General features: G+C 39.6%; 12 protein-coding genes. 7 read left to right on the top strand and 5 right to left on the bottom strand.

The genetic code is table 11. The features are described 5' to 3' along the window. Positions 1–107: 107 nt before the first annotated feature. Positions 108–590: a D-glycero-beta-D-manno-heptose 1-phosphate adenylyltransferase gene (rfaE2, locus tag SFU91_09625; GenBank protein ID MDX2129281.1), complete on the top strand. Its 483-nt coding sequence runs from the start codon at positions 108–110 to the stop codon at positions 588–590. 128 nt (positions 591–718) lie between these two features. After that, a complete protein-coding gene (locus SFU91_09620; GenBank protein ID MDX2129280.1) occupies positions 719–5,608 on the top strand; it encodes a hypothetical protein in 4,890 nt (1,629 codons plus the stop codon). 44 nt (positions 5,609–5,652) lie between these two features. Here SFU91_09620 and metF read toward each other — a convergent pair whose 3' ends face one another. Both metF and SFU91_09610 read right to left on the bottom strand, forming a co-directional pair. Then, positions 5,653–6,540 (bottom strand): methylenetetrahydrofolate reductase [NAD(P)H], encoded by an 888-nt coding sequence (gene metF, locus SFU91_09615; protein MDX2129279.1) that lies wholly within the window; start codon positions 6,538–6,540, stop codon positions 5,653–5,655. A 25-nt stretch (positions 6,541–6,565) separates the two neighbouring features. Continuing rightward, the gene (locus SFU91_09610) at positions 6,566–7,168 is read right to left on the bottom strand and encodes a CDP-alcohol phosphatidyltransferase family protein (protein ID MDX2129278.1); all 603 of its coding nucleotides are present in this window, start codon (positions 7,166–7,168) and stop codon (positions 6,566–6,568) included. Positions 7,169–7,221: 53 nt separating this feature from the next. Here SFU91_09610 and SFU91_09605 point away from each other — a divergent pair, with 53 nt between their 5' ends. Then, complete coding sequence (locus tag SFU91_09605; protein MDX2129277.1) at positions 7,222–7,521, top strand: hypothetical protein; 300 nt, start codon at positions 7,222–7,224, stop codon at positions 7,519–7,521. Positions 7,522–7,573: 52 nt separating this feature from the next. On the opposite strand, the gene SFU91_09600 is transcribed toward SFU91_09605, so the two are convergent. The 3 genes from SFU91_09600 to SFU91_09590 are packed head-to-tail and all read right to left on the bottom strand — an operon-like array spanning position 7,574 to position 10,278. After that, positions 7,574–8,503: a DUF1207 domain-containing protein gene (locus SFU91_09600; GenBank protein MDX2129276.1), complete on the bottom strand. Its 930-nt coding sequence runs from the start codon at positions 8,501–8,503 to the stop codon at positions 7,574–7,576. Between the two features lie 11 nt (positions 8,504–8,514). After that, positions 8,515–9,474, bottom strand: coding sequence for a transglutaminase-like domain-containing protein (locus tag SFU91_09595; GenBank protein ID MDX2129275.1), 960 nt, complete (start codon positions 9,472–9,474; stop codon positions 8,515–8,517). Positions 9,475–9,510: 36 nt separating this feature from the next. Next, positions 9,511–10,278, bottom strand: a complete 768-nt coding sequence (locus tag SFU91_09590) for an ABC-2 family transporter protein (protein ID MDX2129274.1) — start codon at positions 10,276–10,278, stop codon at positions 9,511–9,513. Between the two features lie 252 nt (positions 10,279–10,530). On the opposite strand from SFU91_09590, the gene SFU91_09585 reads away from it, so the two are divergent. The 4 genes from SFU91_09585 (at position 10,531) to SFU91_09570 (ending at position 14,784) form a co-directional block, all read left to right on the top strand. Then, positions 10,531–10,782, top strand: a complete 252-nt coding sequence (locus tag SFU91_09585; GenBank protein MDX2129273.1) for a twin-arginine translocase TatA/TatE family subunit — start codon at positions 10,531–10,533, stop codon at positions 10,780–10,782. A gap of 56 nt (positions 10,783–10,838) precedes the next feature. Beyond that, positions 10,839–11,849 carry a response regulator gene (locus tag SFU91_09580; protein ID MDX2129272.1) on the top strand — a complete coding sequence of 337 codons (1,011 nt, stop codon included), beginning with the start codon at positions 10,839–10,841 and terminating at the stop codon, positions 11,847–11,849. A 16-nt stretch (positions 11,850–11,865) separates the two neighbouring features. After that, a complete protein-coding gene (locus SFU91_09575; protein MDX2129271.1) occupies positions 11,866–12,258 on the top strand; it encodes a DUF2237 domain-containing protein in 393 nt (130 codons plus the stop codon). 210 nt (positions 12,259–12,468) lie between these two features. Continuing rightward, positions 12,469–14,784, top strand: a complete 2,316-nt coding sequence (locus SFU91_09570) for a tetratricopeptide repeat protein (GenBank protein MDX2129270.1) — start codon at positions 12,469–12,471, stop codon at positions 14,782–14,784. Positions 14,785–14,792: the final 8 nt, after the last annotated feature.

Here is a 14,792-nt window from a genome sequence, read left to right as displayed (position 1 = left end):
AGTGAACTAGATCATTTTATTTCAAAAGCCGTTTTAGAAGACTTTTCGATATTCTCAAAAAATGACCGTAATTTTAAGGCTTAAGAAAATAATAAAAAATCAATAAAATGTCGGATTCGTCAATTCTTTTACTAAGTGAAGCCAAGGCGCTTGTGAAAGCAAATCAAAACAAAGGGAAATCGGTTGTATTTACCAATGGCTGTTTTGATATCCTTCATGCCGGACATGTTCAGTATTTACAGAAGGCGCGTGATTTGGGTGATTTGCTTGTTGTTGCGATAAACAGTGATGCTTCAGTAAAACGCATTAAGGGTGAAAAGAGACCCATCAATACTGAAGAAGATCGTGCTTATGTTTTAAAAGGGCTTCGTTCAGTTGACGCCGTAATCGTTTTTGATGAAGATACCCCTTACGAGGTTATCAAAGCATTGATACCCGATGTTCTTGTGAAAGGCGGAGATTGGGCTATCGAAAATATAGTTGGAAAAGATATTGTTGAAGCACACGGAGGTGAAGTGAAAACGATTTCGTTTTTGGCAGGGCGCTCCACTTCAAATGTCATCGAAAAAGTTTTGAAAGCATACCATTGAATTTCAAAAAGTGTATGCAAGAGTGTTTAAAGTGAAAAAATTCGATTCATAAACCGATTAGTCAAGCATTGTCTCATCCAATTCTTAAAATACTATTAAAAGGTTTTTTCTGGTTCACATCGCTGCTGTTGATATTTTTCTTCACTGCTGTTTCGATTGTTCAAACCAAAGCCTTTCAATTCTGGTTAAAAAATCGGATTGAGAATAGCTTTGCCGAATCGACAGAAGGAAAGCTTGAAATTTGGAAACTTCAGATACGATTTCCGTTTGAAGTTGTACTTGAAGAACCTCGCCTAACGTTACCATCCGATAAGAACCCGACCATTAGCGCAGAAAAAATCACCTTGAAACTTGATTTTTTTGATGTTTTGAATAATGCACTTTTACATGAGGGGAAAACCGTCATCATTGAAGAGATTTCACTTCACGCTCCAATGGTGCGGTTGATTCAATTGAAAAATGGAGACTTCAATTTTAGTTCGCTGATAAAGCCAGATACCGGAAAAAGTGAATTACCGAAAATGAAGTTTAAGGCCATTACAATTACGAATGGCGAGCTGTTGTGGCACCGAAGGCTAAGTCTTGCGCCATCAGGTGAAGATGCCGCTCAACTTCGAAGCGAGGGGATTGAGCCTATCAATCTTGAGGACATTCACTTCTCTCGGCTTTCACTTTCACTCAGTGCTGAAACTGACCGTGAATTGATTTCCGGCATGCTGAACCACCTTTCTTTCCAGATTCATCAAACAGGATTTGAACTCAATGAAGGAAGCGGTTTCTTTTCTCTTGGTGCTACGCGCCTCGATTTGATCGCATTTATGATGAAAACCAATTCTACAGATATTTCATTTTCATCAAGCCTCTCTCGATTTCCAATTTTAGGTTCAGACTCTGATACCCATTCAGATTCTTTAGGAAGAATCAATTCGAAACCTCTTTTTACTCTTGAATTGAAATCAAGTCAATTTCATATTTCAGAATTCAAACCCTTTTTTCCTTTTCTCTATGGAATGCAAGGCACTTGCAGTTTTTATTTGAAAGGTGGGGGAAACACAGATTCCATTTCAATATCTCGATTTAACGCTAAAGTTGGAGATACCAAGGTCGATTTAACCGGTGAAATTCTAAATCCTCTTGACCCATTACTCCTTTCATTTTCTTTCGATAAAGCAGAAGGCTTGATTGATATTCAGAATCTTGCTCAACAGTTTCCCCGCTTTGATTTATCAAATGCTCCTGAAATAGGAATTGTGAGATTTACTGGATCCGCTAAAGGAACAAAAAATTCAGTGACCTCGGCATTCAATGTCGTAACTGAAATCGGAAAGGTAAACGGTGTACTCGAAGTTTTAAACCCCTCAGATAGTCTTAAACGAAATTTTTCAGGGTCATTTGAAGTGGGTCAATTGGATTTATCGAGCCTTTTGAAAAGTGAGGTTTACACTACGAATCTTAACTGTAAAGGACGGTTTTCTGGAAGCGGATATTCGGCTCAAACTCTCGAGCTTTTCAGTTATCTGCAAATTCAATCTTCAACCTTCTTAGGCCGTCAAATCGATACAGCTATGGTTACGATTGAATATGAAAAGAGACTTCTTTCTGCCAATCTAACTTTGAACTCAGGAAAAGAAGAGGTTTCTCTTCTCAGCGAAATTAATTTCCAAGAGCCTTCGAAACCAAAATTTTCTTTTGATGGATCATTTCTTCATCTTTCTTTGGGAAAATGGTTGATGAATGATTCACTTTCTACAGATCTTTCATTCCGTTACGAAATCAATGGTGAAAATTTTACACTTAAAGATATCTCTCTCAATGCAAGTCTAACCTTTGACACCTCCCGTTTTGGTAAACTCGTTTTTCCTAGCGGGACAACGGCGACACTCATTCTCCTACAAAATCAGGGTGATGCGAGCCTTTCTTTGCGTAGCAGCCTTGCCGATGCAGAAATCGACGGGCATTTTGATTTAGAATCTCTGTTTTCGATTATTGATTTCGAAACACGTAAACTCAGTGCAGAAATTGAAAGCAATCAATTTTACGGCACCAGTGATACCAGCAGCAGTCGATATTCCAGCCTGATTTCAGAATTAAACTATACCATTCCCGCTTCTGACCCAAAACAAAAGAACTCTCCACCGATTGAAATTTCCTCGGTTTCTGTTTACCCAGATTTATACTTTGATTATTCATTAAAGCTAAAAAGTATTTCGGAATTGGCTCCTGTTTTCAAGGCTGAAGCTTTCAATGCCTCAGGGAAGTTGACCGGTAAATTTATCACAACCACTCGGTCTCTGACCATAAATTCGAATCTACAAATTGACTCTGCCGGTTATGCAAGGCTTTTTGATATTCGGAGGCTACGCGGGACATCTCTCTACAGAGATACATTGGTCGCAATTGATTCTTCAACACTTCGCTTTTACCCGTCAGTGCGTTTTCGAGGAGATGCCTTCCGTGCCTCGTCGGTCAATCAAGATTTTTTTCGAAGCAACTTCGGAATTCGATATGATAGTACAGGATTTGGAATCAACCTTCGCTCAACCAATGCCAATACCAACGGACTTATTGACCTTATTGCAACTGGTAAATTTCAGCGAGGATTTTATATCCTTGACATCTCCAATTTCTCTTTTGCCACTCGTGACTATCTTTGGGAGATGAAACCGGGAGCTCACGCCGAGGTTGGATCAAATGCCATTCAATTCAAAAATTTTGAGCTTCAAAACAATAATCAGAAAATTTTTATCGATGGGACTTTAGAAAGCACCGGTAATGGTAAAATCAATGTCTCAATTCAAAATTTCCTTCTTTCAGATATCCGTCAATTTGTCTTTGAAAACCCCGATACCCGCTTGGAAGGCGCAATCAATCTTGATCTAAATATCGAGGGGAATTTAAATAGCCCAATCATCAAGCTCCGCTCTTCACTAAATGATTTCAGTTATGAGACAATTGATATTGGGAATCTTTCCATTGACGGCAATTATTCCAAGGAAATTCTTGCATTAAATTTTAAGGCTAATGTTGATTCAAATTTGATTCCCTCACCTTCATCGAAACGATATCGAAAAAATCATATCATCGGTAATTTGGAGTTTCCCATAAATCTTCAAATGGTTGAAGTTGAAGATCGCTTGCCAGATAAACCTGTTAAAGGGCAACTATCATCAACAGATATCGATGCAAAAATTCTCGAATTTTTTATGCCCTTTTTGACAAATACGACCGGAGATATCAGGCTCGATGGAGAATTTGGCGGAAGTTCAAAGAAATTATCCATTTCACTTTTATGCATGCTGACCGATGTTCGAAGTGTAATTTATGGAACCGAAACGCCCTATGTATTTAATGGAGAAGTTCGAATTACTCCCGACTTAATTGATTGGAACCGACTTAGACTTGACGATGATGCCGGGGGGTATGCGTTTCTTAATGGCAAATTGGAACTCGACTTTTTTTCTCCCAAAAACATAACGATTTCCGCGATTGCAAGAAATTTCACTTTAATGCAAAAGCCTGATTCAAAAGGCTCCGATTATTTTGGGGTTATTCGAGGTTCTACCGATAACATACGTTTATCCGGAACGCTAGACCAGCCTTATTTGACCGGCACAGTCACCCTTGGAGAGAGTGACCTCACCCAGTATCGCTCCGGCTCTGTGGTTTCTCAAGAATTTGCAGAAGCAAATAAATTTATCTCGACTGTTTTTGTTGAGGATACGCTTATTAAACCAAAACCGCCTGAAGATCCTACCCTAAATCTTGGTATTCAAACAGGCTCTGAAACATTTTTTTCAGAGTCGAAGGTCATCGCATATCAACCGACATTTTTGGATCTTTTGGAAATGAATCTCACCCTTCAATCTAGCCAACGATTTAGTTATGCAATGATCTTTAACCGGCTCATCAGCGAAAGTCTTAGCGCAAATCTTGATCAGTTAAGGCTACGGATTCAAAAGAAAAGCGGGGTTTATACCGTTTATGGCGATGCAATAGTCTCTGGAGGAACTTATGACTTTTACAGCACGCGATTTGATATCCGCCCCGGAAGTCGCATTTATTGGGAAAGTGGCAGCTTTTTAGATGCAAAATTGGATATCAATGCGGGCTACTCGGAAATTCTAAGAATTCCCGGAAAAAAGAACGCTGCAGATGTCATTGACTTTGTCTCTCTCTCGTTGAAAATTTTAGGTACGATTATGAGCCCCGATGTTAAAAGTGGTTACAGCTTACGCGAAAATAGTGCCCAAGCTACTGAGATACTCTATAAGGAGCCAAACTCAACCCTTGAAGGGACTGATGACCCTTACGCATTTCCGAATTTCGTGCTTTTACTTTATGCACGGCAGTGGTATGCCAAACCCGGCGAACTCTCACAAGTGAGTTTAGGAAATGCCATACAAGGCGCTTTTGCTGGCGCCGGTCTTACAGCAAGTGCCGGTTTGCTTTCTGCGCAGCTTTCAAGATTGACTTCAAAGATCGCAGGAATTCAATCCATTAATGTCGGGATTGGCCGCGATGCGCAAGGCGGAATCAGTGGTCTCGATTTATCGCTAGCTTACAGCATTCCGGGCACCGGTGGAAAACTGACGTTTGTTGGCGCGGCTTCAAACTTAGGAAGCGCTACAAATCAAACCCAAACATCAGAGAACCCGAATGACCCTCAGAATCTAAATCAAAATTTAAGAAGTAGTAATACTCAACGATTGGAATATCAATTTAGCCGAAGCATTGTATTTGAAGCTTACCGAGCTGAAAATGCAGCTCAATTCAATACGCTTGCCCAAGTCAATCCAACGGTATGGGGGTTTAGTGTTGGTTATCGAGAAAACTTTCGAAGTTGGAATGAATTTTTTGACCGTTGGGGAACATATGTTCAAACCTTATTTGGTTTACTCGGTGAAGAACCTCAGCGCAAAGAAAATAAAGCTTTGCTTCAAGCTTCGCCTGATTCTTCGAGACGCATCAACCCAACCGATAGCCTTCAAAACCAACCTAAAACTGCGCTTGAGCCTTAATGAGGAAGGTTATTATTACCAGTTATTAATTTTATACGACTACTTTATACGACTTCTGTTTTTTGCGAAGCGAGCCCTAATGTTTCACAAATCTTGAGTGTAGATTTTGAGCTATTAAGTGTATAGAAATGAATCCCTCTTACATCATTATTTAAGAGGTCATTAACTTGCTCGGTTGCCCAATGAAGACCAACCTTTTCAACATCTGAATCACTGACACGCCCTATGGCTTTCAATAATTTTGCCGGAAAACGTGTTCCGGGAGAAAGCTCAGCCATCCGTTGCATATTGGAGCGACCTACGATGGGCATTATCCCTGCTACAATTGGAACCTTGATTCCGGCAAGATCACAGCGCTCGCAGAAGTCATAAAACTCGTAGTTATCAAAAAAAAGTTGAGTAACGATATAGTCCGCACCTGCATCAACTTTTGCTTTTAAAAAGTCAATTTCCTTTAATCTATTTGGTGTTGCAGGGTGGCCTTCTGGAAAACCTGCTACGGCAACGCCCATCGAAGGAAAATTCTTTTTTATGAACATCACGAGCTCGGCGGCATATTTAAAGCTTTGATGGGGATTGCTATTTTCAATTTGACCTTTTGGCGGGTCTCCACGTAAGGCTAAAATGTTGTGAACATTGTTTTCATCATAACGCTTAAGAATATCAAAAATGTCTTCTTCTCTTGCGCCAACAGTTGTCAGGTGAGAGACAACAGTAAGATTGGTTTCATTTTGAAGGCGCACGACCAAATTGTGCGTGCGGTCTCGCGTGCTTCCACCAGCGCCATATGTAACACTGACATATGCCGGTCGTAATGACATCAATTCCGCAATATTATGAAAAAGCTTATCCCAATCTGCATCTTGCTTGGGAGGAAAGAATTCAAAACTGAACGAAACCTTATTTTTTTCTAGAATATCTTTTACCAACATTTCAACTCAAAATTAATGGTTAGAACTAAAGCATTTTAACTGGCTTCCCTTTCAAAATATCGTAAAAGCGAACAGCATATTGACCGAAGGAATAAAGCAATAAAAAAAGCGAAATCCACATACAAGCATCTCTTACAAAAACCCTTGAGAGATATGGGTCAAAAAATGGTTCTCGCCAGAGTGCCGCGGCGAGCATCCCTGCAAGAAAACCTACCGCTACTTTTCCCGCCCAAAGCGAAGTGGTAATTAAATGCTTTTTTCTTTTCGCATAAATTCCTCCACTGAAAATAAGACCATCGCGAATAACCAAGAGAAAAAGAAACCAAAACGGTATCTCATTAATGTATGCGGCATAACCGGCCACGAGAATACCGGTGATTTTATCGGCTAAAGGGTCTAAGATTTTTCCTAAATCAGAAACCGTGTTTGTCCATCGAGCCACTTTCCCGTCAAACCAATCACTTGCAACGGCAATCGCAAAAATGATCATTGCAAGCGAATTTTCTCCTGCTTGATGTGACCAAATAAAAAAAGGAACGCACACCACTCTAAGAACACTTAACGCATTTGAGAACGTTAAAAGCTTCTCTTTGCTTATTTCATTCGTTGTTAAAACTTCTTCAGCCATTCATTTTTCACTTGATTTTGAACATTTCTATAATCTGAGATTATCGAGAATTTATGTTCCAGCCAAATAAATACACAGCGTTAGAGCGATTACAGCTTTTCAAAACTGTTGCCAGCATTGGTGTTATCAAAGCTGCACTTATTGAAGAACAGTCGCTCAAAGGGAATCCCATAAGCGGTGATGTGACACTTGAAATGATTCATCAATTTGCTGAAGATATCGGATTTCAGAAGTGTGAAGAAGACGATTGTGATTTATGGTTCAACGCCAAAAAACAATGGTTTATGAAACACGAGTCTAAAAAAATATGTCGAATGTGTGCTGTGATGCACGGTTTAGACCCTGAATTTTAATATTAAGTCGTTTCGAAATTTCACTTCAAAAAGCTTAGGACATACTCGCTTGCTACAGGTCGATTATAAACCCAAGGCTATGATATTCTACGCTTTCCGTTCGATACATTCCTCGCCATCCATTCCCACCAACATAATTGTAAAACAAGCGAATCCCACGTTTACCAATGTCGCCAGTTTTTGCCCCAATCATGACACTGGTTGTGCCAGCTAATCCTTGTGTCATTTGGATTTCTCGTCGCCAAACCGGCGTAAGTTTGAAATCGACCGCCACAAAAGGAGAAACGCCTGTACCTGCAAGATTAGGAACGAGATGCTCCAAACCGGCCTGAAAGCTATGAGCTGAAAAGCCATTCGGAATTGTATGAATCAGAAACTCGTAGCCCAAATAGAACCGGAACAAATCTGACCCATAACCCAATACAAGATTGATGAATTCACGGCTGAAAACAAACGGGGGTTCGCCATTTCGCCATACACCAAGGGTATTGTCATAGCTACCATCAATTAAATGAGCAGAGATATGTGAGACCCGAAGCCTTGCGGAGAGATATGTTTCTTCACCAAAAAAATCACCTAAAGGACGTTGAAAGCTCAAATAAAAGCCAAAAATATAATCGGCGGCTTCAACAGGAAACTTAAAATTAGGATCTTTGCGTAGTAACGAAAATGTTCCAAAATCGGCTCCAAAAGCATAGGTGGTAAGCAATGTATCACCTTCATAAATTTTAGCTGTTTCATATTCAACCAAATCCGTTGTGGCGCCAATATCCAAAAGCAATTGGTTGCCCTCGAGATAGTTGGTTACCCCTATTCTCGGCTCTTTGTTGTCGGCAAGAAGTGGGCGAAATAGGGGTGACGAAAGTTCATATCGCCATTTGCTTTCGAGAGTTTGCGATTGCGCGAAAGATGGATTGAATAGCAAAAAAATAAAAAGGACAGCAATTTTTGCTGCATTCGAAATACAAGAATTATGTGTCATTGAAGTGAATCTTATTCCTCCGGTTCATCCAAATCGCTATCTGATTCGCTTAAGCCTAAAGCGCCGTCGTCTTGACTCATTTCATCACCACGAAACTCACGAATGAGATCCAAGTAGCGTTCTATTAAAATGACTTTAGAAGAAAGGCTTAATTCGGTGTAACTGTTGCGGAGATTATTCAGCATGCGCTCAACAATATCGATGGTTTGAGCCTTTGCAAGGTATTGTTCCACAAAGCCATAACCGGAATTCGTTAAGAAACGGATACAATCTTGCTTTTCAAGAATTCTCCCTTGATTAAACGGATCGATAAAAATCTCATAAATCTCAGGCCCAAACTTTTTCTGTTCATATTTTAGCATAAAATGCGAAGGCATATTGACCCCAAAAACAGGAATCCCGAGCCGATCTGTTAAAGCAAGAAAAACGGCTCCTAAGCTGATTGGGATTCCAAGTTTGCGATCCATCACACGGTTGAGATAACTATTATCAGGTTCATAATAGGCTCCTGAATTCCCGCGATATCCTTCACGCTCAAAAAGGACAACACTAATCATAATGATTTTATCGATATCGGTCATATCGCGATTTCCCGCAAAATCAAGGCGCAAGACACTTTCCAAGCGGTTCAATTCTTCACGATACTTTTTAACTTCAAGTTCCGGAAAACCGATTTGAGCAATTAGGAAAGAAAAATCTTCAATCGAAGCATTTTCCATCAAAGCTGCATTGAACTTTGATTTCAATTTTTCAAATTGAAGTTTATCAATAAAGTTATCAATGCGAATTTGCACCCGCTCCTTCGATTCATTCTTTTTTTCTAAAATCAGTTTGAGGATTTCTGCTGCTTCAGGCTTATCTGTACCTGCAAGCGGTAAAAGTTTTTGGGATACAACATTAAAGATGCTTTCGTCATCATCATCAAGCAATGAAATCATTGCTTTTACTTGAGAATCTAATTGAACTGCCATTGGATTGATTGGTGTTTAGTAAAAAGTAAATCTTAACTAACTTGAAGCACTCTCATATCGGCGAAGCGCCCAATAAAAAAAAGCGCGAACCCCAAAAAAAAATGCTATTGAAACAGCCAAAGAAAGTATAAAATTTTCCGGTTCAAATCCTTTTATGATGACTCTTGCCGGAAGAGCAGAAATGACAATCATTGGTAATAAAAACAGCAAGAAAAATCTTAACCCGCCCTTATAAATGGCCTCGGGTCTCATTGCAAATTGATAGAGATGATGAAACATCATATTTAAACCGCTGCCGTGACCAACGAAAATAAAACTGAGCGCAGAGAAAAAGAGTTGCAATGAGTATATAATCGCAAGGCCTGAAAGAAGCAAGCAAATGTAAGCAACGACTTCAAAACCTGAAGGGACAATGTTTAACTGACTCCAAGCATATCCTAATATGAGAAAGGCGAGAATTGTGTCTAACAAGGAGCCCAAAGACACATTGCGCATTGTTGCATAAACTAACGGTGAAACCGGTTTTGAGAGCATTAAATCAAAATCGCCTTTACGAACCGCATCGGGAAGCATCCACATTGATGAGGCAAAGAAAGTCATATCTATTCCATCAATCACAAACGTTGTGGCGATAAAGAACAGGACTTCCTCTCGATTATACCCGGCAATACTTTCCGTATTAAGGTAAATTATCTCGAAAAACAACCAATTCACTCCGTACCAAACCACATCCATAAAAAAAATGAGAATGAAATTGGCTCGGAATTGCAATTCCCTCGTAAAACAAAGGCGAAAAAAGGCCATTTCAAGGTTAAACAATCTTGAAATGTGATTGATTATCATCCCTAACATTTCGTAGCGACTAAATTCTTAAGGCAAGCACCCTGTTTACTAAAGTGAAAACTTCGCGAAGATATTGGAATCGTAGGAAACTTCCTTGATTTCTTCCGTACCAAAATTTTTACTTGTAAAAATCTCTCAGGGCTGTAATTTGAAAGGACTTGTTTTGTATTTTAAGGTTAATCAATTATTAATTTTTACCAAAAGTTTACAACTATGTTCGGATTGGGTGGACAAGAGCTGATTATTATCCTTCTTATCGCGTTGCTTTTTTTCGGTGCAAAAAAACTTCCCGAGTTGGCACGTGGATTAGGAAAGAGCATCAACGAATTTAAGCGTGCGCAAACCGGTCTTGAAGAAGAATTCAATAAATCACTTGAAGAAGATTCTGTAGAAGACAAGGTAAAGAAAATGTCTCCTGAAGAGCGTGAAAAGCTTTCTGAGCTATTAAAGTCTTCTAAAAAGTAAGTATTTAACCCTCATAAATATTCCTTTTTCATTCACAATTCATTCATTCTTCTATTTTGCAAAAAGGGCGCTTATTAATTGTTGATGATGAGGAATATATGCTTCAGACCCTCACCTATCTTTTTGAAGAGTTTACCATCTTCAAGGCATCAAACGGATTCGATGCCATTCAAATCCTTGAAAAGAACAAAGATATTGATGTCATTATTTCCGATCAACGGATGCCTAAAATGACCGGATCTGAATTTCTTGCAAAAGCAAAGGTGATGTCTCCTAACACAACGCGAATTTTGCTCACCGGTTACTCCGATCTTGATGCCACTATTTCTTCAGTCAATAATGGAGAAATATTTCGCTACATCATGAAACCTTGGAATCGAGAGCGATTGATTAGTACCGTTGAGCTTGGAATTGAATATTCAAGAAATGCACGGAGCAAAGCGGTTGAAGCAACAAAAGAGCGGATAAATCATCAATTCCAGAATGAAAAACTCGATGTAATTCATTCACCCTCCAAAGTTCTTGATTCTTCAATCAAAAAAATTAAGCCGGAAATTGTTTTTATTGATCAAAACCCGAAACATCTCAGCGCCTTTCAAGAACTCCTTTCTTCCAACTTTTCCCTTCATTCATTTACAAGTGCACTTCAAGCGTATGAAGTCATTGTTCAGCGGCCTATTTCAATTCTGGTGACAGAAGTATTTTCGGGGGATTCAGGCTTTCAATTTAACGACTTTATTGGAGCCGTTAAATATACTCATCCCCACCTTGTGATTATTATTCTCACTGATAGTCAGGATGCAGAGGTTGCGATGAAATTGGTTAATCAAGTCAATATTTATAAGTACCTTATAAAACCATTCAAGCGTTCTTATCTTTTAGAGTCATTAGCAGAAGGGTTTAAAACCTCATTACTCTATAAGGAACATCCGGAATCCAACCCTTTTTTCAATCGTTTAGCAACGAAACATCCCTTGAAACAGATGCCTAAATCATTCGAGCCAAAAGGTATCAATGAGGCAGTGCGTTTATCAAAAGCAGCTGAATCTGAAAAGAAAACCTATTAACCTACAGCTAAACCCTATGTCACTAGCAAAAGCAAAAAATGTAATGGGCGGCGAACTTGAATGCTGCTGCACTTCACCTTTAACCGGTTATTATAGAGATGGGTTTTGCCAAACCGGACCCGATGACCGCGGGAAACATGTGGTTTGTGCGATTATGACCGATGAATTCCTAAAATTTTCGCGTGCAATGGGAAACGACCTTTCTACCCCACGCCCGGAATACCGATTTCCGGGATTAAAGTCGGGTGACAAATGGTGTTTATGTGCATCGCGTTGGAAGGAGGCCTTTGATGCCGGACTGGCTCCCAAAGTGATCTTGAAATCAACACATGAAGCGGTACTTCGTTATGTGACTTTGAAATCGCTTCAACTTCATGCATTTCAGGAAGAAGCAGGAAGTAATCTTTAATCAATTTTCAAAAAGTTTAAGTCGGCTTCCCCCCTTAAGAATCGGCCTAAAATCTCAATTGGTTTTTACACCCATTTAACCCTCTTTTCTTTGATTGCGGTGTGTTAACTTAAATCTTAAATTTTTTCATCCCTTCATTTTGCTTTTGCATCAGGATAAGTGAATCTAGTTAAACGCTGTAACACTCGGTTTTCAAAAAATGCTTTTCGAATGTATTCGGGAGCAGGTTACTTGATTTTCGTTCTCTCTCTCTTGTCTTGTGAAAGCACAGATGACAGCATTATGGGGAAGGTTTATCATAATTTTACTGGCTACTTTAACGCCTTCCATAACGCCAAACTTGAATATGAGCGTGGGATTATTGCAATTCGGACAACACAAGACTATTCAAAAAAAGCAAAGCTCACCATTTTTCCATCTCTCGAAAATGCTGCTTCAGGAAAGCAATTTTTTGATAATGTCATTCGAAAAACCTCGATTGTATTGCAAGCGCATGCAGCAAGCGATCTCTCGGATGATGCGCTCCTTCTTTTAGGAAAAGCTTACTACCATCAAAAAGAATTTCAACCGGCTGAACGAAAGTTTAAGGAAATACTTTCTAATTATCCTGAAGGCGATGTTGTTGATGAGGCAACTTTTTGGTATGGCAGAACCCTTGCAGCTATGCAGATTTTTGAAGAAGCTCGAGCAGTTTTAGGTTCTGTGATTTTATCCGAAAAGAGCTCGCCTAATGTTCGTGGGGAGGCACATTTTGTCTTAGCACAGTTAGCATTGTCCGATAACGATTTTGCAGAAACCACGAGGCAAATAGAATTGGGAATACCGTTGGTGAAAGATTACGATTTGCGTGCACGAGCAGCTTTTGTGCTCGCCCGGGTTTATGATCAAATCGGTGATTTCAAAAAGGCTGCTGAGTCGTACAAACTCATCTTAACGCTCGACCCAAATTTTGATTTAAAGTACACCGCAGAACTAAGTTATGGCATCGATCTCCGCGAACAAAAGGTCTATGATGAAGCCATCCGTGTATTTGAGGATATGCTTGGAGACGATAAGAACTTCGAAAAATTTGGTGATATCCGCTACGAACTCGCCGAGTGTTACACACAGATTGAGCGTTTAGGTGTTTCAATCAATCTCTATCTTGAAATTATTCGAAAAAGCCCGCGAACTGAATCTGCTGCAAAGAGTTTTTTTAGGTTGGGTCGAATTCGCCAAGAAATCTCTCGTGATTATGAAGCAGCCAAAGCTCTTTACGACACAGCGCGAGTTCAGTACCCACAAGGCGAAATCGCGCAAGAAGCGAAAATAGCTTCCGAACGCGTTGAAAAAATTCTTTGGCTCTATGAAACTATCGGAACTCTTGACAGCACCATACAATTGGGCGTTGTTGCTGTAACGAAAGAGAGTAAAATGGTCGATAGCCTTAAAGAAGCCAAGCGTATTCAAGATTCCTTGGCACTAACCCAAGGCACCTCATCGCTCCTTAATCGCCGTAAACGCTTTGAATATCGAAGAACATTTTTTGTATCAATGGGTTTTCGTGATGCGTTCAATGAAATTGCTTCCGTTGGCAATCAGCTCGTTTTGAGATCTAAGGAAAGAAAAACCTACAAAACTGCGCCGGATACTTCAACACTTTATAATTATAAATTCGAACTTCTGAACCGCTATTCTGAGATTGCTTCATTTTTCCATTTTACGCTCCCCATTCCAGATTCTGCGATTTACTGGTACAAGTTTACAGTAAAAAAATGCACTGAGGAGGAAAGAAAATTTCCGGATAGTCTTGCAATGGCTGTTTCACGCCTTAAAGAGACTTGTCTTTTTTCACTCTCAGATGTTTATCGCTCAATGAATAACGCAGTGGTTCAAGATTCTCTGTTTCAAATTATCCTTAAATCTTACCCGAAGGGAAGATATTCCAATCGGATACGCGTGTTTTATAATCTCCCGATGCTTTCAGAAATCAAGCCTGACGAGGCTTTATACGCCAAAGCAGTCGAAGCGACCAATGACCGAAATGCAAAAAGAGCTTTTCAATTGCTTGATTCCCTACAATCTTTTTTTCCGAAATCAAGTTTTATTCCCAAAGCCATTTTAGCAAAAGGATATCTCTTTGAAACCGAACTTCGAAATCGTGACTCAGCATTGACTGAATATCAGTTGCTTGCTTCTCGCTTTCCCGATTCACCTGAATTCAATACGATTTCTGAAAAATTGAAGATTTGGGAAGCCTATTTAAATGGAATTGATAGCAGCAAATCAATCAAACCTACTTCTTCTGATTCTTCAAAAGCACCAAATTTTATTCCATTAAACGATTCGTTAAAAAGTTCATCATTACCTAACAAGGAAAATTCAGTAAAGCCGCCGGGTTCAATTTCTCCGGCAATTCTCCCTTCTTCTCCATCAAAACCGGAAAGAAGCACGCCAGATACCGCTCAATCAAAGTCACTATTTTCTCTTCCTTCTCAAACTCAGCAAAAATCAAATCCGCCACAAAGACAGAATCCAAAAAAGTGAACTTGTCT

It is taken from the genome of Chloroherpetonaceae bacterium (assembly GCA_033763895.1).
Taxonomy (GTDB): Bacteria; Bacteroidota; Chlorobiia; order Chlorobiales; family Thermochlorobacteraceae; genus JANRJQ01.
Note: the sequence above shows the minus strand (reverse complement) of the source record. Positions and strands in the feature narration are given on the sequence as shown.

Coding starts and splice junctions, on each gene's coding strand:
- SFU91_09600 (MDX2129276.1), bottom strand. CDS start 8,503: ATGACACATAATTCTTGTATTTCGAATGCAGCAAAAATTGCTGTCCTT.
- SFU91_09610 (MDX2129278.1), bottom strand. CDS start 7,168: ATGGCTGAAGAAGTTTTAACAACGAATGAAATAAGCAAAGAGAAGCTT.
- SFU91_09605 (MDX2129277.1), top strand. CDS start 7,222: ATGTTCCAGCCAAATAAATACACAGCGTTAGAGCGATTACAGCTTTTC.
- rfaE2 (MDX2129281.1), top strand. CDS start 108: ATGTCGGATTCGTCAATTCTTTTACTAAGTGAAGCCAAGGCGCTTGTG.
- SFU91_09585 (MDX2129273.1), top strand. CDS start 10,531: ATGTTCGGATTGGGTGGACAAGAGCTGATTATTATCCTTCTTATCGCG.
- SFU91_09590 (MDX2129274.1), bottom strand. CDS start 10,278: ATGGCCTTTTTTCGCCTTTGTTTTACGAGGGAATTGCAATTCCGAGCC.
- metF (MDX2129279.1), bottom strand. CDS start 6,540: ATGTTGGTAAAAGATATTCTAGAAAAAAATAAGGTTTCGTTCAGTTTT.
- SFU91_09570 (MDX2129270.1), top strand. CDS start 12,469: ATGTATTCGGGAGCAGGTTACTTGATTTTCGTTCTCTCTCTCTTGTCT.
- SFU91_09575 (MDX2129271.1), top strand. CDS start 11,866: ATGTCACTAGCAAAAGCAAAAAATGTAATGGGCGGCGAACTTGAATGC.
- SFU91_09595 (MDX2129275.1), bottom strand. CDS start 9,474: ATGGCAGTTCAATTAGATTCTCAAGTAAAAGCAATGATTTCATTGCTT.